We start from the raw sequence: 21,057 nt of genomic DNA on the forward strand, positions 1-21,057 counted from the left end.
GTCACGGCACGGGGGCGATCCGCACCATCCGGCCCACGGAGGGGACGCCCGCGTCGTTCACCAGGAAGAGCTGGTAGTAGCCCGGCGGCGCCAGGTTGTTGTTCGCCGGCGCGGTGACGGTGACCACGCCGCTGCCGCGCGTGACGGGCAGGGTGAGCAGCCGCTGGTTCTGGTCGAAGGCGTGCGTCACCGAGCCCAGGGCGATCAACGTCACCTTCGTCACCCGGCCCGCGTCCGGCGTCGAGACGGTGAACGTCGTCCCCGGCGACACCACGTCCGGCACCGAGCTCACCACGGGACGCGCCCCCTTGAAGAGGTAGGGCGGGGAGAAGATCTCCGCGGAGTTCGCGTTGCGGCCTCCCGCGCTCAGCACGCGCCCGTCCGGCAACAGCACCGCGGTGGCGTGATAGCCGCGGTAGATCGTGTTGCTGGCGAGCCGCGTCCAGCGGTTGGTGACGGGGTCATACACCTCGGCATGGAAGACCGGCGCGCTCCTGTTGTCGAAGCCGCTGCCCCGGCTGCCGCCCGTCACCAGCACCGTTCCATCCGGCAGCAGTGTCGCGTTGTGCTGCCGCCGCGCCATGCTCATGGGCGCCACGTACCTCCAGACCGGCGAGGCCACGTTCAGGTCGATCATCTCGGTGGTGGCCGTCGGCGGATCTCCTCCTCCGATGAGCAGCACCCGGCCATCCAGGTACACCGCGGGCCCGTAGCTCCGGGTGCCGTAGTTGCTCCAGGGCCCCGAGAGCCAGGCCCCCGTCCCGCCCGGGTCCATGAAGCGGCTCAGCCGCTGCGGCCCCGCCAGGAAGAGCCTGCCGTTGGGCGCGAGGAACATCCGCGGGTAGTACGGCAGCTTGAGCCGCGCCGTCGTCATGTCCCGCCACGTCCCGGTGGCCGCCAGGTAGCGCTGGGGCAGCTCGTTCATGATGCCGGTGCCCACCGTCTCGCCGGAGATGACCATCACGTCTCCGTTGGCGAGCGTCACGTTGGTGGGGTACCAGCGCCCCGCGTTCATGTCCGGCAGGCGCGTCCACCGCGAGGTGAAGGGATCCCACAGGCTCGCGTCCTCGAGGCCCACGTGGCTCTCGATGTGCCCGCCGGTGATGAGCAACCGGCCATCCGCGAGGAAGGAGTGGCCCGCGCAGAAGATGTTGTAGCCCGGAATGGGCAACCGGCTGAGCCCCCCCGTGGCCGGATCCCAGAGCCCCGGCGGATCATCCCCCTGCCCGAACTCGCCGAAGAACATCACCCTGCCGGTGGGCAGCAGGCTCGTGTGCGTGGCGGAGAGCGGCCAGGCCATGACGCTCGACCACTGTCCCGCCTCCGCGGGAGTCTGCGCCCTCGCCGGGCCCGCCACCGCCGTGCATCCCACGAGCCAGAGCGTGAGCACTCGCGGCCGGGAAAGAATCGGTCTCATGGACATCGCCGCCTCCACGGGGTCCCCGTTGGTTCAAGGGCAGAACCTAAGTGGCCGCGCCCCCACGCCAAGCCGGTCCCACGGTCCCAGTGAGTGGTGGGTGGTGGGCTGCCCGGGACTGTCGTGTGTGGGTTGCTCACCCCGGACCTCCGCGCCGGTAGTCACGTGGCTCCGTGCCCCCACATTGCGGGCCGTCCCTTCATTCCCGGGAGGTTCCCATGAGGTGCTGGCGTCCGTTCTCCGTGGTGCTGGCCCTGCTCTCCGGCTCCGTCCTCGCCCAAACGGGTGAGGCCTCGCAGGACGGCTGGAAACCCTGTGGAAGCGCTGCGTCCCCTCTGGCGGGCGTGCCTCCCAGCATGGGGGAGCCGGAGCCGGGGCGGCTGGTCCGCGGCGACCGCATCCTCCTGTTCACTTCCGATGATGGGGTGCACGGCCTCGAGCCGTGGGTGAGCACCGGGACGGGAGGCCGTGGCACCTCGCTCGTGAAGGATCTCCGCCCCGGTCCCGAGGGCTCGGAGCCCACGTTCCTCACTCCCGTGGGGGACCGGGTCTTCTTCGTCGCCAACGACGGGGTGCACGGGCGCGAGCTGTGGGTGAGCGACGGTTCCTCCGGGGGCACGCGTCTGGTGAAGGACCTCTGGCCCGGCGAGGTTGGTTCATTTCCGCGCTCCCTGGTCGCGGCCGGTGGCCTGCTCTACTTCACTGCGGGAGACGCCGAGCACGGGCGCGAGCTGTGGCGCAGCGACGGGACACCCGAGGGCACCTTCCTCGTCGAGGATCTGGAGCCCGGTCCCGAGGGCTCCAGTCCCTACCTGCTCACGCGCGGGGGCGATGGCGCGCTCTACTTCGTCAGCAACTTCCAGGGCTTCTTCATGCGGCTGATGCGCACCGACGGGAAGTCCCCGGCCGCCGAGCTGTTCCGCAGGTCGAGCGAGGGCGGTGGCCTGGAGTCGCTGCTGGCCGTGGGCAACAAGTTGTTCTTCGTCTCGAGCACCGTCCACGATGACGCCATGGCCGAGCTGCGGGTGACGAGCGGTGGGGCTTCCGTGCTCGTGGCCTCGTTCCACACGCTGCATGACCTGGTGGCCATGGGCGGGCGGCTGTACTTCAGCGCGAGCGGGGAGGGCGACTCCTCCGGCGAGGAGCTGTGGCGCAGCGATGGTTCCCGGAAGGGGACGCTGCGCGTGAAGGACGTCTGGTCCGGCGCCGGAGGCTCGTCCCCCAGCGGACTCACCGTGATGGGGCGCAGGCTCTTCTTCTCCGCGGACGACGGGGCGCACGGGCGCGAGCTGTGGGTGAGCGATGGCTCGGCCTCCGGCACGCTCCTCTTCGCGGAGCTCGTTCCGGGCGCGGAGGGCTCCTCTCCCGAGGGGCTGACCGCCCTCCAGGGCCAGCTCTTCTTCAGCGCGGAGACGCCGGGACGCGGCCGGGAGCCCTGGGTGAGCAGCGGTGCGGCCGGGAGCATGGTGCCTCTGGACGAGCTGGCCCCTGGCGCGGAGTCCTCGAGTCCGAGCGGCTTCATTCGCTCCGGCTGGGACGTCTTCTTCCTCGCTGGGGACGAGGCCCACGGCCGGCGGCTCTGGGCCCTGCCTTTCCGGCCCGCCCACCAGTGTGACGACGACGCCCGGTGAGCGGCCGAGCGGCGCTTGAGTCCGTCAGCGCAATGCCTGCATCCTCCTCCCATGGAGGAGACGGAACATGAGTGACGAGCAGGGTGAAGGGGTCACGCGGCGGCAGGCACTGGCCGCGGGGCTCGTGGGCGCCGCGACGCTCGCCGCGGCTTCGAGCATGAGCGGCGGTACGACGCAGGCCAGCCCGGGAGAGCAGCGCAAGAGCTCCGGTGGGCAGCGGATGCCCGTCGTCTTCATGCCCCACGGTGGCGGGCCGTGGCCGTTCGTCGATCTCGGCTTCGGCGACCAGGCGGGCCTGGATGCGCTCGCCGGCTACCTGCGCTCCGTCCGCGCGCTGCCGAAGACGCCGCCCCGGGCGCTGCTCGTCGTCTCGGCGCACTGGGAGGAGCCGGTGCCCACGGTCATGACGAGCCCGCGTCCGCCCATGCTCTACGACTACTACGGCTTCCCTCCCGAGTCGTACCAGCTCACGTGGCCCGCGCCGGGAGACCCTCGGCTCGCCGAGCGGGTGCGGGAGTTGCTCGGGGCCGCGGGCTTCCAGACGGCCACCGATGCGAGCCGCGGCTATGACCACGGCACGTTCGTCCCGCTCAAGCTCACCTACCCGGACGCCGAGGTGCCCACGGTGCAGCTCTCCCTCAAGCGGGGGTTGGATCCGCGCGAGCACCTCGCGATGGGCCGCGCGCTCGCCCCGCTGCGAGACGAGGGCGTCTTCATCATCGGCAGTGGCATGACGTACCACGACCTGCGCAACTTCTTCGGCCCGAGCGCCCGCGGGGTGTCGGAGACGTTCGACGCGTGGTTGCGCGAGGCCGCCACGCTCGAGCCGAAGGAGCGCGACCAGCGGCTCACGCAGTGGTCCACCGCCCCGGCGGCGCGTCAGGCCCACCCGCGCGAGGAGCACCTGCTGCCCCTGATGGTCATCGCCGGTGCGGCCGGAGAAGACCGCGGCAGCCTCGCGTACAACGGGACGATGCTCGGCATCCGGCTGTCCGCGTACCACTTCGGGTGAGCCTCCCGCCCTTCCGCGGTCCGTAGCGGCTCTCGGTTTTCCGGCTGCGGGTTCCGAGGGGTCTCGACTTTCCGAGGCCCCTCGCACCGGCCATCCGGCTCCAACTCCGCGAAATCCCAGGCCTCCCATGAGGCGCCCGGCTCCTGGCACACGGGTGGCAGAGGGCCCCGGGCCGGTAGACGGATTCGAGGAGTCACGGACATGACGAAACACGGTGGATGGGCGCTCGCGCTGCTGGGACTGGCGGCGTGTAGCGAGCAGAGCAGCAGCATTCCCAAGAACCAGCCCGTGCAGCTGAAGGCGCGGCTGGAGTCCTTCGAGAGCTGCTCGGCGCTCGAGTCCTATATCGAGGACTCCGCGGTGCTCGACATGCGCTCGAACATGGAGCGCTCCAAGCCCTCCTATTGGAAGGGGCGGGGCGGTTGGTTCGAGATGGCGGACGGCGCTGGCGCTCCAATGCCCACCACCAGTGGGGGCGCCCCGCCGGGCAGCCCGGGCTCCGGTCCTGGCGACCATACCGGCACCAACAACCAGGTGAGCGGGGTGGACGAGGCGGACTTCGTGAAGAACGACGGCACGCGCATCTTCGTCCTCTCCGGGCAGAAGCTGTACGCGCACCGCTCCTGGCCGGCCGAGTCGCTGCGCGTGGAGTCCTCGCTGACGCTCGAGGGCTGGCCCCGGCAGATGTTCCTCCACGGCGACAAGGTGGTCGTCTTCTCCGGGGTGGCCGATCCGTCCGGCGGCTCGAGCGGAGGCAGCGGCGGCATGGCGGACTGCGCGGCCATGGGCCCCTGCGGTTCCGGCGCCGCGTTCACCAAGATGACGACGGTGGACGTGTCCGACCTCGCCGCGCCCCGGGTGACGGGCGAGCTGTACCTGCCGGGCGGCTACCACGACGCGCGCCTGGCGGGCAGCGCGGCGCGGCTGGTGATGCGGGACTCGTTCCGCTGGCCCGCCGGCATTCGCTGGTGGCCCGACTACTCCCGGGAAGCTCTGGGATGACCAGTCGCGGCTGGAGAAGGAGATCGACCGGCTGATGGAGGAGAACGAGCGGCTCATCCGCGCGAGCTCCCTGACGCAGTGGCTGCCCGAGGGCCGGCGCAAGCGGCCGGATGGCACCGTGGAGACGTTTGGCTACGACTGCCGCGACTTCCACAAGACGAACGCGCCCACCCGGCTGGGCCTCGTCACCGTGGCCTCGCTGGACCTGGACGCGCAGACGTTCCAGCCGCCGGGCCGCGTCTCGCTGGTGACCCAGCCGGGCGAGGTGTACGCCACCGCCAGCGCGCTCTACCTGGCCACGCCCCACTGGTGGTGGTGGCCGGAGGCGGGGCAGACGGACCACACCTACGTGCACAAGCTCGACCTGACCCAGCCGCACAGCGCCTCGTACGTGGCCAGCGCCACGGTGCCGGGCCACCTGCTGAACCAGTTCAGCATGGACGAGCACCAGGGCGTGCTGCGCGTGGCCACCACCATCAGCTCGCGGGTGGCCGAGTCCGGCAACCTGTGGGGCCGCACCGAGACGACCAACCGCCTCTTCACCTACGCGCCGGAGGGCGGCGAGCTGAAGCTGCTGGGGCGGAGCGAGGAGCTGGCCAGGGGCGAGCGCATCTACAGCGCGCGCTTCATGGGCAACAAGGGCTACGTGGTGACGTTCCGGCAGGTGGATCCGCTCTTCACCTTCGACCTGTCCGACCCCGCGAACCCGCGCAAGGTGGGCGAGCTGAAGGTGCCGGGCTTCTCCTCGTACATCCACCCGGTGGGGGACACGCACCTGCTGACGGTGGGCATGCACGTGCCGGAGAACGGCGACGGGCGCGCGCGTGCCCTCAAGCTGAGCCTCTTCGATGTGTCGGACCTGGCCCACCCGCGTGAGACCTTCACGCAGCTCGTGGGGACCTCCTCTAGCTGGAGCGAGTCGCTCTATGACCACAAGGCCTTCAACTACTTCCCGGCCAAGGGGCTGGTGGCCATTCCCTTCACGGACTGGTCGTGGGATTCCGCCGATTACTGGAACGGCTTCGTGAGTGAGCTGCGCGTCTTCCGAGTGGACCCGGCCGCGGGTTTCACTCCGGTGGGGGCCATCTCCATGAAGGATGCGTACCAGGTCATCAACCGCAACCAGTGGAGCTGGGTGTACACGCCCAACGTGCGCCGCAGCGTGATGGCGGATGACTACGTGTACGCCGTCACCGATGCCGGCGTGCGCGTGGCCCACGTGAGCAACCTCTCCCAGCCGCTGGCCACCACGCGTTTCAGCCCCTACTCGCCCTAGCCATGAGGAGTCTCCGCACCATGATGCGATTCACGTCGAGGAAGGCCGTTGTCCTCACCGCCTCGCTGTGCCTGCTGCTGGCCTGCGGTGGGGGCGCGAAGCAGGAGGGGGAGGGGCGGGTGAGCCTCAACATGTTGTCGCTGCCCGATGGGTGCTCGCCGGACAAGACGTGCGGGAACCTCACCGGGGTGGACTGCCGCTCGGCGGTGGATGGGCCGTATTACTACGTGGAGACGAGCACCGGCCGCGTCGTCGAGACGTGCGGCGGAGCGTGCATGGCCGGGCCGGATCCCGACCGGGGGCTCTGTATGGAGTGCCCGCCCCGGGCGTGGACCTGCGACTGAGGGGGGCTGGCCGGCCGCTTGCGAGGCAGGCGGCCGGCTGATGGGTCAGGCGAGCAGGGGTTGGGACGTCCACGAAGGCAGCCGCGCATCCCCGGTGGAAACCCGTTATAGGGCCTCGCTCCCATGTCGTCCGCCCCACTGCCCAACCGCCGCGAAGAATTCCGGGCCCTCTGGAAGCTCGCCCTGCCTGTCGCCATCGCCCAGTCGGGCCAGTCCCTGATGGGCTTCGTGGACACGGCGGTGGTGAGCCGGGCGGGCACCGAGTCCCTGGCGGCGATGGGCGTGGCCTCCGCCGTCTATTTCGCCATCAGCAGCCTCGCGGTGGGGCTGATGATGGGGATGGACCCGCTGATGTCCCAGGCCTTCGGGGCGCTCAATGGGCCGCGTGCCCGGGCGCTCCTGTGGCAGGGCAGCTACCTGGCCGTGCTCGCGGGCTGCGTGCTGGCGGTGCCGATGGTGGTGGCGGTGCCGTGGGTGCTGCCCCACTTCGGCGTGGGGGCCGGGGAGCTGCCCCTGGTGATGGACTACCTCAACTGGCGAGCGCCCAGCCTGCCGTTGATGCTGCTCTTCATCAACACGCGCTCCTACCTGCAGGCCGCGGCGCTCACCCGGCCGCTGGTGGTGGCCACCGTGGTGGCCAACGTCTTCAACGTGGGCGCGGACATCCTCCTCGTCTTCGGCGGCGGGGTGCTGCCGGAGTGGTGCGGGCCGCTGCGCCTGATTCCCGCCCTGGGGGTGAAGGGCTCGGCCATCGCGACGCTGCTGTGTTGCGTGCTGCAGTGGGTCATCGTCGCGTGGGCGGTGCGTGAGATTCCGGTGTCCGGGGGCCGGCCCTCGCTGCGGCCGGTCCGGGCGGATCTCCTCCAGGCCCTGCGGGTGGGCGTGCCCATTGGCCTGCACATCGCGGCCGAGGTGGGAGTCTTCTCGCTGGCGGGCCTGCTGGCGCGGCGGCTGGGCCCGGAGAGCATGAGCGCGCATCAGATCGCCATCTCCTATGGCAGCCTCTCCTTCACGGTGGCGCTGGGCATCGGCAACGCGGGCAGCGTGCGGGTGGGCTGGGCGGTGGGAGCGCGCAACACGCCGCTGGCACGGATGAGCGGGCTGATGGCCTTCGCCTCGGGCGCGGGCTTCATGTCGTTGTGCGCGCTGATGTTCGCCTTGTTCCCCGAGCAGCTGGCGCACCTCATGGGCACTCCGCCCGAGGTCATGCCCCTGGTGGTGCCGTTGCTGATGGTGTGCGCCGTCTTCCAGATTTCCGACGGCATCCAGGGCGTGGGCGCGGGCGTGTTGCGCGGAGCGGGGGAGACGCGCTTCACCTTCATCGCCAACATGGTGGGGCACTACGTGGTGGGCCTGCCCGTGGCGCTGCTGCTGGGCTTCGGGTTGAAGCTCGGGGTGCTGGGCATCTGGTGGGGCCTGTGCGCGGGGCTCACCGCCGTGGCGCTCGCGCTCTTCTGGCGCTTCGAGCGCCAGAGCGCCGGCACCTTCCAGCCGCTGGAGGCGTGAGCATGAGAAGGCTTCGGGCGCTGGTCGGGCTCCTGCTGGTGGCGGGAGCGGCGTCCGGTCCGGGTCAGGCGGCCACGCCCGGGTTGGCGGCCACGGTGGTCCAGGCCAGTGTGCTGTCCGCGGACTCCATCCACGTCAAAGTGCTGGCGTACCTGGCGCGTGGAGACATCGCTGGCGCCATCGCGATGTACGAGGTCCATACGGGAAGAGTGGCACCGGCCTGGTTGATGGACCTGCAGGTGGCCTACGGCGTCGCGAATCAGGCCGCCGGGAACTGCCAGCAGGTGGCACGCTTCATCCACACCGCGTTCATCAAGCTGGGCCAGACGCCGCAATACATCGCGTTCAGGACCAATACGGGCAGGGACTATATGGTTTTCGAACTTGCGAATGGAAAGAGCGCTCCGGTCTCACGTACCGGCTACCATGTGGCCGTCAGGGTCGGAGACATGATTCATGATGCGTATACGGGCCCTCTCGGGATGAAGCTTTCCGATTATCTCTCCCGGCTTCATGCTCGCGAAGGAGTCACCTGGGAAGCGGTGCTCACGCCATGAATGAAGGGCAAACTCCAGAGGCTCAGGTTCCTCGACGCTATGTATATCTGCTCGACTACCTCATGCGTTTGCGGCAGGAAAAGACGAGGGGCCTGTTGCTGGATATGGGGGAGGTCAACGTCACCCGGATGGTGGCATTTACCGATGGTTACCGGGCCTGTCAGTACGCCAACGGTATCGAGGACGAGGAGTACGGTCTCTTCCGGGACTGGCTCCGCGACGTGAAGCACGAGTTCCCCGGCGAGGGCTGGGACGTGAAGTACCTGCGCGACTGCGATGGCGACCACGAGCGCGCCATCCGCAAGTTCCTCGACTTCGCCGCCGAGTTCGTCGCCCTGCGCGAGCGGGAGCGGCAGGGCTCCTGAGTCAACGCCTTCACCACGGCAGGTAGTGCTGGATCATCTCCCGCCACACCGGCCAGTCGTGCGAGCCGCCCCACCAGATGGCCAGGTGGTTGCTGATGTCCTTCGACCACAGCAGCTTCGAGAGCTTCTCGCTCGAGGGCCGGCAGAAGTCGTGCTCGCCCACCGCCAGCACCATCTCCACCCGCCGCAGGGCCGCCAGTTGCGCCGCGTCCGCGACCCCCGGCAGCCACTGCATGCTCGAGTGGTAGTACACGCTGTCGTCCTGGTAGCCGTCGAGGAAGTCCTCCGTCTCGAACTTGCCCCCCATCGACACCAGCCGCCGGAAGGTGTTCGGGTTGCGCAGCCCGATGTTGTACGTGTGGAAGCCTCCGAAGCTGCACCCGCCCAGCGTCAGCCGGCCCCCCGTGCTGCGTGACATCAGCAGCGGCACCACCTCGTGCAACAGGTACTGCTCGTACGCCGCGTGCCTCGCCACCCGCTCGTGCGGAGAGATGGACTTGTTGAACCAGCTCTCCTCGTCCACCGAGTCCGCGCACACCACGACGTAGCGTCCCGCCTGGATGCGGTCCGCGATCGCCCCGATGAGCCCGAAGTCCTCCGCTTGATAGAAACGCCCCCTGCTGGTGGGCAGCAGCAGCACCGGCTCGCCCGAGTGCCCGAAGAGCAGGACCTCCATGTCCCGGCCCAGCCGGGAGCTGTACCAGCGGTGGTATTCGCGATTCATGCGCCCACCTTAACCACCGCTCTCGGGGCATGGGCATACCGTCTCGGCCCGGCCCCGGCGGGCCGCGCGACAGTGAACACCTGCCCGCGGGCGAGCGTCCCTAGAAGCGCAGCGTGGGGCCGAGCAGGATGCTGTGCAGCGGCTTGGCACACGCGTCGGACGTGGGGCTCGCCGAGCTGTCCACCCGCACGTCGCACCACTGCCACGCCGTGGAGGCCGAGATGCCCAGGTGCTCGCCCAGCCACGTGTCCAACCCCAGGCGCAACGCCGTGCTCAACCCGGCATGCAGCATCCGCCGCGGAGAGCCCAGGTCGTCCAGCGTCAGCGGCGTCGAGCGGCTCTGCGCCACCCTCAGCCCCACCCACGGATTCACCCCTCCGTCCCGCAGGAAGCGCAGCCGCATCTCCAGGCCCAGCGACTGGTAGTCCAGTTGCAACTGCTGGCCTTGGATGCTCGCGCCCCACGTTTCGGCGCCTTCACCCACCACTCCCAGTGACAGCCCGAAGGGGGTCTCCACCCCCACATAGAGCTGCAACGCACCACCCTTGGCCCGGATCCCCGAGGTATGATCCAGGACGAAGCCGGTGCTGGCCGCGGCGTACCCCCGCCACCCCGCCGCTGCAGAGGTCCCCGCCCACAGCGCCAGAACCAGGCTTCCGAGACTCGCAACGTGTCGCATGCGGAGCGGAGTCTAGCCCAGACCCGCCCCATCAGGTCTACCCGCACGGTGTGTACGTTTCCCGGTGGGCGTTCGGCCGCGGACGCGGGCCGGATAGAGTCCCGCTCCATGTCCCTCTCCTTCGACGCGGCCGCCCGCTCCGTGCGCGACGCCCTCTCCGACGCCGGCCAGGGCCTGGTGGAGCGCGAGGCCATGGTGGAACTGGTGGCCCTGTGCGCCGTGGCCGGCGAGCACCTGCTCGTCATCGGCCCGCCCGGCACCGCCAAGAGCGAGGCCGTGCGCCGCACCGCGCGGGCGCTCGGCGGCGGCTACTTCGAGTACCTCCTGGGCCGCTTCACCGAGCCCTCCGAAATCTTCGGCCCCGTGGACCTGCGCAAGCTGCGCGAGGGCCTCGTGGAGACGGAGACGGCCGGCATGCTGCCCGAGGCCGAGGTGGCCTTCCTCGACGAGGTGTTCCTCGGCTCCACCGCCATCCTCAATACCTTGCTGGGGCTGCTCAACGAGCGCGTCTTCCGCCGCGGCCACACCCGCATGCGCTGCCCCCTGCGCGTGTGCGTGGGCGCCTCCAATGCCCTGCCCGAGGACGAGTCCCTCGCCGCCTTCGCCGACCGCTTCCTCGTCCGCACCTTCGTGGGGCCCGTGCCCGACCCGCGGCTGGAGGAGCTGCTCGCCGGTGGCGCCTCGCTCTGGAAGGCCGGGGAGGCACGCACCGCGTCCCTGGAGGCCCTGGACCTGCTCGCCGGGGCGGCGCGTGAGGCGGACCTCGGGCCGGTGCGTCCCCACCTGGCCCAGGCGCTGCGCACCCTGCGCGGTGCCGGTATCGTCCTGAGTGACCGGCGCATGGTGAAGGCCCAGCGCCTGGTGGCCGCCGCCGCCGCGCTCGCCGGGCGCGCCACCCCGGGCGTGGCCGACCTGTGGCCCCTCATCTATACCGTGCCCACCCAGGAGGCCCAGGCGCTCGCGCGCGACGTGCTGCGGGAGCTGCTCGCCCACTCGGAGAACCCCGCCCTGGCCGCCGCCGCCCTCGAGGCCAGCGCGGGCCCCCGGGCGCGGGCCCAGCGCATCGCCCAGGCCGGGCGCACCGTGCTCGCCGCGAGGCCCGTGGAGGGTGAGGACGAGGCCCTCGCCTCCTGGCGGCTGAAGCTCGAGGGCGTGGCGCGCGAGCTGGACGCGGGCTTCGCTCCCGAGGCCCTCCCCGAGGAGCTGCGTGCCGTGCGCGAGGAGCTGCGCGCGGCCCTGGCCGTGGCGCCCAGGTCCGAAGCGGCCTGACGGCTCCGGCCCGCTGGCTCAGGGCAGTGCGGCCCTGCCCGCGAAGGCCTGGAGCCAGGTGTGCTCATCGCGGGCCCGGAGTTCGCAGCACTCCTCGTGCAGCGAGGCCAGGGGCCAGCGCTTGAACCCCGAGCGCTTCAGTGCTTCCTCCCACCTGCCCAGCTCCACCCACAGGTCGATGCTCTCCATCCGCGTCGGGCTGTGCCCCGTCAGCTCGGAGCCGTACACCTGCAGCAGCAGCCCCCGCTCCAGCTCCACGCGCGAGCGCTGCTCGCGCAGGCGGGCGCCCACCTCCCACAGCAGCCGACCCAGCCAGCGCCGGTCGTCCTCGGGGAGGTGGGCCGCGCTGGCCCGGGCGCGCCGCTGCAGCTCCTGGCCCAGCGATACTCCATGGGCCCAACTGGCCAGCAGGAAGGCGTGGTGGCCGGGCAGCAGCAACAGGTCCTTCAGGGACTCGCGCATCTGCTGGAAGAAGTGCTCGCTGGCGGGTTGCTTCCACGCGAGGGTGACGAGCGGCTCGAGCGACTCCAGGTCGCGGCGCTGGAAGAGGGCCTCGGGAGGACGCTCCGCCAGGAAGGCGCGCAGGGCGAGTTGGAGGGTAGGGGGCGCGGAGCCGGTGAGCTGTCCGAGCCGCTCCTCCGCCACGGGCAACAGTTGCTGGCGCGCTGGCGTCTCCTCGCCGAGCGGCAACAGCCGCTCGCGCAGCGCCATGAGCAAGGGCACGGAGTCGCTGGCGCGCACCTGGCCGGGCCCCCACTCCAGGAAGCCCTCCTGCTCCGGGATGACGGTCAGCAGCGGCAGCCCCTGGAGCGGCGGCTGCTCGTCATGGATGAATGCGAGCACATGGGTGTCCTCCAGCGGCTCGGGCAGCAGCGGGCTCTGGCTGAAATCCGGGCGCCCGAGGGCGTCCCAGGACTCGAAGAAGGCATGCCGCCAGTCCATGGACTGGGAGCGCCGCGCGGAGAAGCTCCAGCAGCAGGCGCGCCTCCAGCGTGTGCTCCACCTCGGGCCAAATCAGGTCGCGCCGCATCGCGTCCAGCGAGCCGTGCTCCAGGTAGAGGCAGGCACGCATCAGCCGGGCGGGTGCATTGGGTTTGAGGATGGGGGGTTGGAGCGAGTTGTCCAACTCGAGGTACGCCCCCCGGTGGCCGGCGAAGCAAATCCAGGTGGTCCGCGGCGATGGGCGCTCCTCACCGGTACTTGCCTCGCGTTCGCCGAGCCAATCCAGCGCGGCCCAGCCACCGCCCGCCGCCACGGGCAACAGCCCCAGGGCCCACCGCAACAGTCGGCGGCGAGGCCAGCGCTTGTCCGCCCCTCCAGCTACCATGGGGGGCTGCTCGTCTCCGGGCGCCGTCCCGCCGTCCTCGGTCTTCTTCATGGTGACCTTCAGGGTAGCTTTCATGCGTCATACCGCAAGAAGTGGGCCCGTGCGGCTGCTCGTGCTCCTGGCCGTGCTCCTGGCGGGGTGTCTGTCGGAGCTGGAAGAGGCCGCGCTCGGCGGGGAGTGTGGTCCACGGGACCTGACCCCGGAGTGTTGTCTCAAGAAGAACCCCGGGCAGTGGGAGCGCTGCACCGGCTCGTCCGAGATGGCGCGGGCCGTGGGGGAGGCCTCTGTCCTGGTGAAGACCACCGCCGTTGGCATGGCCGGGACCATGGCGGCGCAGGCCGTGCACATCGGCTCCACCGAGCGCCGGGGCGTGGAACTGGCGACGGATCTGCTCAAGAAGGTCGAAGAGGAGATCGTGCGGTGCGTGCGCCGGGCGGAGCAGGAGGTCAACGACTACCACTTCGATGGGAAGAGCCCGACGTTGAGGCAGTGCCAGGAGGTGAAGGTGGGGGATCGCACAACGTGGGCCGCCTACCTGGGACTCTTCAAGCACGAGATGGCCTGGCCCTGCCTGCGCGAGGCGCTGGACAAGCTGGTGACGGACAAAGGGTACCTGCTCCACGCCCGTTTCTACGTCGACCCGAAGACGGGACAGTGGAAGCACATGACCCGGGACATGATGAGCCAGATCGTGACGCACCAGGGCTGGTCGGGTCTGCGCGGAACCATCGAGCCGGACATCGTCCTCCTGGACGCGAACGGCGTCGTCATCCACGTGTACGATCTCAAGTTCCCGTGCCCGGAGAACAACGGTACTCAATGGGATTTCTACAGGGATGGGCGTTGGAAATACTGGTCGCAAGGCGACCTCTATAAAACAGCCCTCCAGGTAACACCCAGGCTGGTGTCTCCACAGAGGGGCGTCGTCCAGGAGATGAGGTAGAACGAGAGGTTCGCCATGCGCTACCCCAGATTGAGTTACCACGATGACCGCGATGGGCTGCGCGCAAGCGATGCCCTGCTCATGTGCTTCTACCTGCCGCATCCTAATGAGCGGATTGCCCCCGCTGTCATTCGTGCCGTGGAACTCTTCCGGGACCGGATCAAACCCTATCAGTTCGTCTGGAACGATACGGGTGACGGTCAGGCCGAGCCACTCGATGATGCATCCTGGGAAAGAACCCGCCGCAACACCCTGGGGTCAGGATTTGGCGGTGGTGGGTTTCTGGGATTGTACGGCGAAGTCGATGGCGTAAGCGGGCTCCTCGTGGACTACCGGGGGCTGTCTCATGTGCCCCTGCCCTGGCCCGAGCGGAAGGATGACGTGTGCGTCCTGTATCTGCGCCTGCCCACGGAGTACCTGGAGGAGCGGGGGCCAGAGCATGTCCATGCGCTCGCCCTCGAGTTGGCGGCCGAGCTTCCCTTCTCCTCGGGGTACGTGGATTTCGTCCTCTGCTCGTCCCTTCTTCGTGAGGTCGAGGCCCTCGAGCTCATCCGCCCGCGCTACCCGGGTGTGCACCTCGCTTCGAGCGGGGCCACCATGCACGTGGGCACCCGCGTCGAGGGCGTGCACTGGATGAACTTCCTCGGGCAGCCGGTGCTCGGTGAGCTCGGCGGGGTGTCCGGTCTGCGCGAGCGCCTGGCGCTCCCGGGCCTCTCCCTCGCGGAGATGAGCGGAGAGCGGGTGCTCATCACCCTGGGAGAGCGGCCGGAGGTGGGGGAGGTGGAGGCGGACCAGCGGCTCGCCCCGCACCGCGCGCTCGCCCGGATTCTCGAGCCCTGCCTCTATCAGAGAAAATCCATGTTCGGCCGCCCGGTCCCCGAGGCGCTGCTGCGCTGGGACCGCCGCTTCCTGGAGTGACGGTCCTCTGCCCGGGCGCCATGAGGTAGGCTGGCCCTCGTGGTGAGCCCGTCGAGCCCTGCCCCGTCTTTCTCTCCCTCCTGGAGCCCTCGGAGCTCGCCGCTGACCGCGCTCGCGGTGGCGGGCGTGGGGCCGGTGTCGCTCGCGCTCGCGCGGCGGGTGCTGGAGGCCGATGACGCGGTGCTCGCCCGGTGGAGCGGCGTGGCCGGGCCCGGTGTGCTGGTGCTGCTCGGCGACACGGAGTCCCTGCCGTGGGTGGAGGGCGTCGTCTACCTCGGGCGTGACGCGGCGGCCCCCTCGCTGCTGCTGCCGTGCACGCTCGCCCCGGACGTGGCCCCCGCGCTGCTCGAGCGCGCGCTCGTTGCCCGGGCCCAGGTGGGCACGCCGCTCGCCGTGCTGCCCCGTCCGGCGCGCCTCGTGCCCGTGGGCGCCGCGCGTCCCGTCTCCCGCGACACCGTGCGTGCGTGGCTGGCGAAACAGGAGGGCCCATGAGCGCCCTGCCCGAGGCGCTGCGTCCCTGGGCGGCGCAGCTCTCCCTCTTCCCGGAGGACCTGGCGCTCAGCCTGGGGGCCCACGTGGCGCGGTTGGCCGCGGCGCTCGGCCCGATGCGCGCGCGCAATGAGGTGGAGGGCGGTGAGTCCCACGGCTACGACGGCCTCACCCGCCGCGGCTCGCCCGAGCGGCTGCTCATGAGCGAGTGGCTGATGGCCCTGGAGGCCCCGGACGAATTCGTTCGCCGCGCCGCCTTCGGTGAGCAGGCCTTCCTCCGGCCCGCCTTCCGTCAGCCCCAGGGCGGACGCCGCACCGTGGCCCTGCTGGACGCCGGGCCGGATCAGCTCGGCTCGCCCCGCATCGCGCACCTGGCGCTGCTGGTGGTGCTCGCCCGGCGCGCCGAAGCCGCGGGCGCCGCCTTCTCCTGGGGCGTGCTCCAGTCTCCTCCTGAGAAGCGGCCCTTCTCCACCGTCGACGCCGCCGCCATCGGCCAGTGGCTGAAGGCGGGCAGTCTCGCGGCGCCCCAGCAGGCCCAGCTCGCCGCGTGGCGCGAGGCGCTCGAGCTGGGGCGCGCCCCCGAGGACGTGTGGCTGGTGGGCGGTGCGCGGCTGGCGCGGTTGCCGGGGGCCGAGGGCCTGTCCCATGTGGCCGTGGACGAAGTGGTGGCGCCCGGCGCGCGGCAGCTCTCGGTGGAGGTGCGGCCCGCGTCCCGGCCGCCGCGCCAGGTGGTGCTGGAGTTGCCGCCCTCGCCCCAGTGCGTGCGGCTGCTGCGCGATCCCTTCGCCACCGCCGTCGCCGCTCCCGTGCTGGACACGAGCAGCGGCCCCGTGCGGTCCATCCGCTTCTCCGCGGACGGCCTGCGGCTGCTGATGGCGTACGAGGACGGCGGCGTCGCGGCGCAGGTGCTGCCCCACTCTCCGCGCGACACGGTGCCCAGGCCCAAACGCCTTCCCCCGGACGGCGGGAGGGTGGTGGCCATGGGCTGGCGCCGCTCCGGCGGGCTGCTCGTGGTGTCGTTCCACAAGGCCATGGCCTCCCTGTGCGTGCATGGCACCCTGCGCGGGCATTCCTCGGGCCGCACGTTGATCATCCCCCATGCGGCCTGGCCCAAATCGCTTCAGCTTCCGCTGGCCGGCGGGCCCCCGGTGCTGGCCCTGTCCCAGGTGTACGAGGGCCGGGAGGTTCCTCTCGTGCTGGACAGCGCGCGCTCGCTCCATCAGTTCGCCTCGGAAGAGCGCCCCGGCGCGCCGCTGCTCCAGGGGGTGACCGCGCTCTTCGAGCGCCGTGGCGGCCTCTTCTTCGTGGATCGGGACCGGGAGGAGGACTGGGACACGTCGATGCCTCGGACCGGGTGTCTCCCGCCCAATCCGTTCAAGGGATGGAAGCAGACGCTGCCCGTCGAGGGCTCCGGGGAGGCGTACTTCGGCCATGCGAGGGACTCGTCCCTGACGAACCCTGGGCCACCGCTCGCGATCCGCCACCGGCCGGGCCAGTGGTGGGTGACGCGGGACAGTCACGATGAGCAGAAGGGGGAGTGGGTGTCCGTCGCCGAGGGCCTGCGCGTGGTGGGGTTGTGCTGCTGGCCGGTGGACACGCCGCTGCCGGGACTGGTGGTGCTCGGGGAGGACCAGCGCACCTTCTACCGGGTGACCGCGGATGGAGCCTCCGAGTTCCTCGTGACGGCTTCGTCCCGCGTGGTCTCCAGCATGGTCAGCCCCGCCATGCCCCTGATGGCCTGGCTGACGGAGACGGGCGAGGTCGGCGGCTGGAGCTTCCAGCACCGGGCCCTCGTCTATCGCTCCGTGCCGGGAGGACGGTCATGAGCCCCGCGCACTCGCCGAGGCCTCGCGCCCATGTCCACCGGGGCTCCGTGGAGGTGGTGGCGCTCTGGTTCGATCCTACGCTGCCGGACGAGGCCGAGACGCGCCGGCGCGTGCTGGCCGCGTGGACACCGGGAGCGGGGGTGTACGCGCTCGCGGGAGGTTTCCTGCTGCGGTTGCCGGCCCCGTGCCGGATGGAGTGCGCCGCGGCGCCGGGCCTGCCCTTCACCCTGGAGGACGGCGTCCTGCTCTCCGCGCCCCTCTCGCCCTCCGAGCGCGAGCGGCTCGCCCCCACCCCGGGGAGCGCCGTGCTGGTGCGCGCGGGGACGGCGCGGGTGCATCCGCTCGAGCCCTCGCGGCGGGTGGACGTGTCGGCGTGGCTCGACGTGTCCGGCTGGGAGGTGGTGCCCGTGGAGAGCCTGGGGGCGCCTCCGCCGCCCGTGGCCACGCTCGCGCCCATCGAGGCCCCTCCGCGCGCCCGTTTCGGCGTAGGACCTCCCGCCCCCGAGGCCGAGGTGATGCGGGCCCGCCTGGAGGGCCGGCCCGTGCCCCGGCTCCCCCGCGCTCCGGGGCTGCTCGACAGGCTCCGGGCCTGGTGGCGCGCAGTGCCTCAGCGGCCCGGCGAGAGGACCGTGAACGCGAGGACCGCCGCGCGCACGCCGGGGCTGCTCGACCGGCTCCTGAACTGGTGGCGCGAGAGTGGGGGCTCCGGGAAGGCACTTCCCGCTCCACCGCCTCCCCCCCGGGGGCCGGGACTGCTCTCCCAGCTTCTCGTGTGGCTCGCCGCCTCCACGCCGCTGGGCTCGCTGCTGGGCCAGCGCAAGGCGGATTACGTGCGGCGGCTCTTCGACCTCTTCGAGGAGGGCAACCTGCAGGAGGCGCTGCGCTACGCCATCCCGCTGGACAAGGGCGCGCCGTCGGAGCAGGCGCGGATATCGCTCGGGCTGCCCGGCCCCCGGGAGCGGCTCACCATCCAACCGCGCCACGGCGGATCGGCCACCCTCTTCGGCGGCGGCGCGGAGGTGTACGCGGCGCTGCGCGAGCGCTACCGCGAGGCCTTCCGGAAGCTGGAGCGCGAGGGCCGCATCGAGGAGGCGGCCTTCGTCCTCGCCGAGCTGCTGAACGAGAACGAGGAGGCCGTCTCCTTCCTGGAGCGGCACGGGCGGCTCCAGCTCGCGGCGGAGCTGGCCGAGGGGCGCAAGCTGGCACCGGGGCTGGTGGTGCGGCAGTGGGTGCTGGCCAGGAACATGGCCCGGGCGGTGGACCTCGCCCGGAGCACGGGGGCTTTCGCGGACGCGGTGCTCCGGCTGGAGCGCTCGCACCCGGCCGAGGCCCGGGTCCTGCGGATGCTCTGGGGCGAGGTGCTCGCGCAGTCGGGAGACTATGCGCGCGCGGTGGAGGTGGTGTGGCCCGTGCCGGATGCGCGGCGGCTCACCGGGGCCTGGCTCGAGCGAGGCGTGGCGGGGGGCGGCGTCAGTGGGGCGCGGCTGCTGGCGCGAATGCTGTCGGCCTTTCCCGAGCGCTTCGACACGGTCCGGACGCGGGCACTCGCGCTGCTCGATGCGGACGACGCCGAGGGCGCTCCGGCGCGCCAGGCCTTCACCGAGGCGCTGGCGCGTGAGGTGGAGCGCGAGAAGAAGGGAATGGAGCCGGGCCTCGCGCTCCTCCGTCCCGCGGTGCGCGCGGTGCTGAGGGACAGGGCGGCCGGCCACCTGTCCGTGACGTCCCGCGAGCTGGAGCGCCTAGTGCAGCTCACGGGAGACACGGTGCTGAGGGCGGACCTGCCCCCCGTGCCGCAGCTACCCGAGCCAGAGGTCTCCCCGTCCGTCCATATCCTCCATGCGGGGGAGGGCGGGCCCTGGAGGATTCACGACGCGGTGCCCCTGTCCGGAGGGCGGATGCTGGTGGCGCTCGGTGAGGCGGGGGCCCGGCTCGTGACGGGGGACGGGCGGTGCGTGGCGCACTTCGACGTGCCCGCCTTCTCGCTGGTGCTCTCGATGCACGAGGACCGGGCGTTGGCGCTCGCGCCGCGCGGGATGGTGAAGCGCCTGTCGCGATTGGACCTGACCTGGCGCCGGGCCGAGCCCTGGTGCGACACGCGCGTGGACGCCTTCGCCGAGGTGTACGACGGCAACCTGTGGTTCCTCGCGGTGGAGGACACGGTGATGGCGGTGGATGCGCTCGCCGCGGAGCCGCGGGCGCTGTGGCGGGTGCCTCAGGTGGGCGGGCAGGTGCTGGCGGTGGCGGTGGGGCCCACCGAGCTGAGCTTCGCCACCCTCAACGCGGAGGCGGAGATCGAGCGGTGGACCTACGCGTTGCCGGACCCCACGTTGCGCTCGCGCCAGATACTGCCCGGCGGGAAGGTGGAGAAGTTGAGGCAGCTCTCGTTGCGGATGGACGGGGAGCTGGTGCTGCTCGCTCAGGATGGAATGCGCTGGTTCGGCCCGCAGGTGCGCTCGGAGCTGCTGCCGAGGATGCCCGATACGGAGCTGCGCGGGCTGGTGCTCGGCGGGGCCTGGTTCGCGGCTCTGAAGGACACGCCGTCGGGAAGGGAGGTGCGGCTGCTCGACCGCAAGCTGGGCACGTTGCGCGCGCAGTTCTTCTTCCAGGGGACGCTTCCGATCTCCGTGCGCTTCCTGAGCGGGGACGTGCTCCTCTTCGACGCGGCGGGCCGGCTGGTCCGGGTGGACCCGACGCGGGGCGAGGTGCGGCGGGTGGTGCTGCGCTGAGGGGGGAGCACGCCGCTCCTCCCACCCTCGTGCCGACCAGGTGACAGATTCCCTGTCCACGGGGCACTTCTCCGGGGGCCGTTTCTTGCGGACCGAGAGTCCTGGGGCCACTTTGAGGCCATGGCCCTCCAGTTCACGCTGTCGCAGCAGGTGGCGCGCCTTCTGTCGGGCTGTCCCTCGGCGGTGAGGGGGCGCGTCATGCGCGAGCTGTCCCAGCGCCTCACGGCCACCCGGCCGCCACCCCGCAACGGGCTGGAGGTGGGCGTGCTGCGCCTGTCCTCCGGCTTCCAGGTCAGCTACCGGCTGGACCGGGAGCGGCAGCAGGTGGAGATGCTCGACCTGGCCGGCGCTCCCGGCTAGGAACGCCGCGTCGCCTCCTTCAGGAAGGCCCGGAGCGCGTTCAGGTCCACCGGCTTGGGCACGGCACCGAGGATGCCCTCGGGCAGCGGGTGCGCATCCCCCGCGCCGGACACCACCACCACCGGGAGCGAGCGCAGCGCCGGATCCTCGCGCACGTGGCGCATCAGCTCCCAGCCGCTCATCACCGGCATCATCAAATCCAGCACCATCACCGCGGGCAGTGGCGCACCCCGCAGCCGCTCGAGCGCTTCCAGCCCGTGGCCCGCGACGTCCACCTCGTAGCCGAGCGCTTCGAGGAACTCGGCGAGCAACTCCCGGCTGTCCGCATGGTCCTCCACGACGAGGACGCGGTTCCGCACTTCGCTCATTGTCCTCCTGGCCTTCCTTCTCGAGCGCGGGCCTTAGCATGAGCCCACCACAGAGGCCGGAAAGACGCTTGCACCGTGCCGCGCCAAGGGTTGGCTCCTGGACCGATGGCGGGCCCCCGGGGCCCGAAAAACCGCCCGGCGTGGTGGGTTGGGCCCCAATCGTTCGACGTGGGACATCCCGGGTATTCGAATGTGACGAGAACCAGGTCCCATGTCCGGAACAGGATGTGAATGGTCATCTCGTCACCTTTCGACTCCAGCGCGAGGGACGACCTGTCGCGTTCGGTTCACCTCTGGAACCACCCGCCGGGAGACCCA

The 21,057-nt window shown here is 71.1% G+C and carries 21 protein-coding genes; 15 read left to right on the forward strand and 6 right to left on the reverse strand.

Annotated features, from left to right (window positions below; translation table 11 throughout):
• Position 1: 1 nt before the first annotated feature.
• Positions 2 to 1,417, reverse strand: a complete 1,416-nt coding sequence (locus ACN28I_RS33605) for a galactose oxidase-like domain-containing protein (protein WP_420945993.1) — start codon at positions 1,415 to 1,417, stop codon at positions 2 to 4.
• Positions 1,418 to 1,635: 218 nt separating this feature from the next.
• Here ACN28I_RS33605 and ACN28I_RS33610 point away from each other — a divergent pair, with 218 nt between their 5' ends.
• From ACN28I_RS33610 to ACN28I_RS33645, 8 genes are all read left to right on the forward strand, one after another.
• Positions 1,636 to 3,048, forward strand: a complete 1,413-nt coding sequence (locus tag ACN28I_RS33610; protein ID WP_420945994.1) for an ELWxxDGT repeat protein — start codon at positions 1,636 to 1,638, stop codon at positions 3,046 to 3,048.
• Between the two features lie 67 nt (positions 3,049 to 3,115).
• On the forward strand, positions 3,116 to 4,060 hold the full coding sequence (locus ACN28I_RS33615; RefSeq protein WP_420945995.1) for a DODA-type extradiol aromatic ring-opening family dioxygenase: 945 nt from the start codon (positions 3,116 to 3,118) through the stop codon (positions 4,058 to 4,060).
• Between the two features lie 201 nt (positions 4,061 to 4,261).
• A complete protein-coding gene (locus tag ACN28I_RS33620) occupies positions 4,262 to 5,062 on the forward strand; it encodes a beta-propeller domain-containing protein (RefSeq protein ID WP_420945996.1) in 801 nt (266 codons plus the stop codon).
• Positions 5,063 to 5,096: 34 nt separating this feature from the next.
• Positions 5,097 to 6,338: a beta-propeller domain-containing protein gene (locus ACN28I_RS33625; protein WP_420945997.1), complete on the forward strand. Its 1,242-nt coding sequence runs from the start codon at positions 5,097 to 5,099 to the stop codon at positions 6,336 to 6,338.
• A gap of 20 nt (positions 6,339 to 6,358) precedes the next feature.
• Positions 6,359 to 6,682, forward strand: a complete 324-nt coding sequence (locus tag ACN28I_RS33630; protein ID WP_420945998.1) for a hypothetical protein — start codon at positions 6,359 to 6,361, stop codon at positions 6,680 to 6,682.
• A gap of 123 nt (positions 6,683 to 6,805) precedes the next feature.
• The gene (locus tag ACN28I_RS33635; protein ID WP_420945999.1) at positions 6,806 to 8,188 is read left to right on the forward strand and encodes an MATE family efflux transporter; all 1,383 of its coding nucleotides are present in this window, start codon (positions 6,806 to 6,808) and stop codon (positions 8,186 to 8,188) included.
• A 2-nt stretch (positions 8,189 to 8,190) separates the two neighbouring features.
• Complete coding sequence (locus ACN28I_RS33640; protein ID WP_420946000.1) at positions 8,191 to 8,745, forward strand: papain fold toxin domain-containing protein; 555 nt, start codon at positions 8,191 to 8,193, stop codon at positions 8,743 to 8,745.
• A 62-nt stretch (positions 8,746 to 8,807) separates the two neighbouring features.
• Positions 8,808 to 9,110 (forward strand): hypothetical protein, encoded by a 303-nt coding sequence (locus ACN28I_RS33645; protein WP_420946001.1) that lies wholly within the window; start codon positions 8,808 to 8,810, stop codon positions 9,108 to 9,110.
• Between the two features lie 10 nt (positions 9,111 to 9,120).
• Here ACN28I_RS33645 and ACN28I_RS33650 read toward each other — a convergent pair whose 3' ends face one another.
• The gene (locus ACN28I_RS33650; RefSeq protein WP_420946002.1) at positions 9,121 to 9,834 is read right to left on the reverse strand and encodes an esterase family protein; all 714 of its coding nucleotides are present in this window, start codon (positions 9,832 to 9,834) and stop codon (positions 9,121 to 9,123) included.
• A gap of 100 nt (positions 9,835 to 9,934) precedes the next feature.
• Positions 9,935 to 10,513 (reverse strand): hypothetical protein, encoded by a 579-nt coding sequence (locus tag ACN28I_RS33655; protein WP_420946003.1) that lies wholly within the window; start codon positions 10,511 to 10,513, stop codon positions 9,935 to 9,937.
• A 108-nt stretch (positions 10,514 to 10,621) separates the two neighbouring features.
• On the opposite strand from ACN28I_RS33655, the gene ACN28I_RS33660 reads away from it, so the two are divergent.
• Positions 10,622 to 11,782 (forward strand): AAA family ATPase, encoded by a 1,161-nt coding sequence (locus ACN28I_RS33660; RefSeq protein ID WP_420946004.1) that lies wholly within the window; start codon positions 10,622 to 10,624, stop codon positions 11,780 to 11,782.
• 18 nt (positions 11,783 to 11,800) lie between these two features.
• Here the strand turns inward: ACN28I_RS33660 and ACN28I_RS33665 are convergent, their stop codons facing one another.
• The gene (locus tag ACN28I_RS33665; RefSeq protein ID WP_420946005.1) at positions 11,801 to 12,625 is read right to left on the reverse strand and encodes a hypothetical protein; all 825 of its coding nucleotides are present in this window, start codon (positions 12,623 to 12,625) and stop codon (positions 11,801 to 11,803) included.
• Positions 12,606 to 13,160: a hypothetical protein gene (locus ACN28I_RS33670; RefSeq protein ID WP_420946006.1), complete on the reverse strand. Its 555-nt coding sequence runs from the start codon at positions 13,158 to 13,160 to the stop codon at positions 12,606 to 12,608. Before ACN28I_RS33670 ends, ACN28I_RS33665 begins: the two co-directional genes overlap by 20 nt.
• Positions 13,161 to 13,209: 49 nt before the next feature.
• Here ACN28I_RS33670 and ACN28I_RS33675 point away from each other — a divergent pair, with 49 nt between their 5' ends.
• The 6 genes from ACN28I_RS33675 to ACN28I_RS33700 all read left to right on the forward strand — a co-directional run bounded on the left by ACN28I_RS33675 (position 13,210) and on the right by ACN28I_RS33700 (position 20,371).
• A complete protein-coding gene (locus tag ACN28I_RS33675) occupies positions 13,210 to 14,052 on the forward strand; it encodes a hypothetical protein (protein ID WP_420946007.1) in 843 nt (280 codons plus the stop codon).
• Between the two features lie 15 nt (positions 14,053 to 14,067).
• Positions 14,068 to 14,970: a type VI immunity family protein gene (locus tag ACN28I_RS33680; RefSeq protein ID WP_420946008.1), complete on the forward strand. Its 903-nt coding sequence runs from the start codon at positions 14,068 to 14,070 to the stop codon at positions 14,968 to 14,970.
• Positions 14,971 to 15,009: 39 nt separating this feature from the next.
• On the forward strand, positions 15,010 to 15,462 hold the full coding sequence (locus tag ACN28I_RS33685) for a hypothetical protein (RefSeq protein ID WP_420946009.1): 453 nt from the start codon (positions 15,010 to 15,012) through the stop codon (positions 15,460 to 15,462).
• The gene (locus ACN28I_RS33690) at positions 15,459 to 17,285 is read left to right on the forward strand and encodes a hypothetical protein (RefSeq protein WP_420946010.1); all 1,827 of its coding nucleotides are present in this window, start codon (positions 15,459 to 15,461) and stop codon (positions 17,283 to 17,285) included. Before ACN28I_RS33685 ends, ACN28I_RS33690 begins: the two co-directional genes overlap by 4 nt.
• On the forward strand, positions 17,282 to 20,011 hold the full coding sequence (locus ACN28I_RS33695; RefSeq protein WP_420946011.1) for a bpX6 domain-containing protein: 2,730 nt from the start codon (positions 17,282 to 17,284) through the stop codon (positions 20,009 to 20,011). Before ACN28I_RS33690 ends, ACN28I_RS33695 begins: the two co-directional genes overlap by 4 nt.
• 120 nt (positions 20,012 to 20,131) lie before the next feature.
• On the forward strand, positions 20,132 to 20,371 hold the full coding sequence (locus tag ACN28I_RS33700; protein WP_420946012.1) for a hypothetical protein: 240 nt from the start codon (positions 20,132 to 20,134) through the stop codon (positions 20,369 to 20,371).
• Here the strand turns inward: ACN28I_RS33700 and ACN28I_RS33705 are convergent.
• Positions 20,368 to 20,739 carry a response regulator gene (locus tag ACN28I_RS33705; protein ID WP_420946013.1) on the reverse strand — a complete coding sequence of 124 codons (372 nt, stop codon included), beginning with the start codon at positions 20,737 to 20,739 and terminating at the stop codon, positions 20,368 to 20,370. The genes ACN28I_RS33700 and ACN28I_RS33705 overlap by 4 nt on opposite strands.
• Positions 20,740 to 21,057 lie beyond the last annotated feature (318 nt).

Source organism: Archangium gephyra (assembly GCF_049060025.1).
GTDB classification, from domain to species: Bacteria; Myxococcota; Myxococcia; order Myxococcales; family Myxococcaceae; genus Archangium; species Archangium gephyra_A.

Coding starts and splice junctions, on each gene's coding strand:
- ACN28I_RS33605 (WP_420945993.1), bottom strand. CDS start 1,417: ATGAGACCGATTCTTTCCCGGCCGCGAGTGCTCACGCTCTGGCTCGTG.
- ACN28I_RS33610 (WP_420945994.1), top strand. CDS start 1,636: ATGAGGTGCTGGCGTCCGTTCTCCGTGGTGCTGGCCCTGCTCTCCGGC.
- ACN28I_RS33615 (WP_420945995.1), top strand. CDS start 3,116: ATGAGTGACGAGCAGGGTGAAGGGGTCACGCGGCGGCAGGCACTGGCC.
- ACN28I_RS33620 (WP_420945996.1), top strand. CDS start 4,262: ATGACGAAACACGGTGGATGGGCGCTCGCGCTGCTGGGACTGGCGGCG.
- ACN28I_RS33625 (WP_420945997.1), top strand. CDS start 5,097: ATGGAGGAGAACGAGCGGCTCATCCGCGCGAGCTCCCTGACGCAGTGG.
- ACN28I_RS33630 (WP_420945998.1), top strand. CDS start 6,359: ATGATGCGATTCACGTCGAGGAAGGCCGTTGTCCTCACCGCCTCGCTG.
- ACN28I_RS33635 (WP_420945999.1), top strand. CDS start 6,806: ATGTCGTCCGCCCCACTGCCCAACCGCCGCGAAGAATTCCGGGCCCTC.
- ACN28I_RS33640 (WP_420946000.1), top strand. CDS start 8,191: ATGAGAAGGCTTCGGGCGCTGGTCGGGCTCCTGCTGGTGGCGGGAGCG.
- ACN28I_RS33645 (WP_420946001.1), top strand. CDS start 8,808: ATGCGTTTGCGGCAGGAAAAGACGAGGGGCCTGTTGCTGGATATGGGG.
- ACN28I_RS33650 (WP_420946002.1), bottom strand. CDS start 9,834: ATGAATCGCGAATACCACCGCTGGTACAGCTCCCGGCTGGGCCGGGAC.
- ACN28I_RS33655 (WP_420946003.1), bottom strand. CDS start 10,513: ATGCGACACGTTGCGAGTCTCGGAAGCCTGGTTCTGGCGCTGTGGGCG.
- ACN28I_RS33660 (WP_420946004.1), top strand. CDS start 10,622: ATGTCCCTCTCCTTCGACGCGGCCGCCCGCTCCGTGCGCGACGCCCTC.
- ACN28I_RS33670 (WP_420946006.1), bottom strand. CDS start 13,160: ATGAAGAAGACCGAGGACGGCGGGACGGCGCCCGGAGACGAGCAGCCC.
- ACN28I_RS33680 (WP_420946008.1), top strand. CDS start 14,068: ATGCGCTACCCCAGATTGAGTTACCACGATGACCGCGATGGGCTGCGC.
- ACN28I_RS33690 (WP_420946010.1), top strand. CDS start 15,459: ATGAGCGCCCTGCCCGAGGCGCTGCGTCCCTGGGCGGCGCAGCTCTCC.
- ACN28I_RS33695 (WP_420946011.1), top strand. CDS start 17,282: ATGAGCCCCGCGCACTCGCCGAGGCCTCGCGCCCATGTCCACCGGGGC.
- ACN28I_RS33700 (WP_420946012.1), top strand. CDS start 20,132: ATGGCCCTCCAGTTCACGCTGTCGCAGCAGGTGGCGCGCCTTCTGTCG.
- ACN28I_RS33705 (WP_420946013.1), bottom strand. CDS start 20,739: ATGAGCGAAGTGCGGAACCGCGTCCTCGTCGTGGAGGACCATGCGGAC.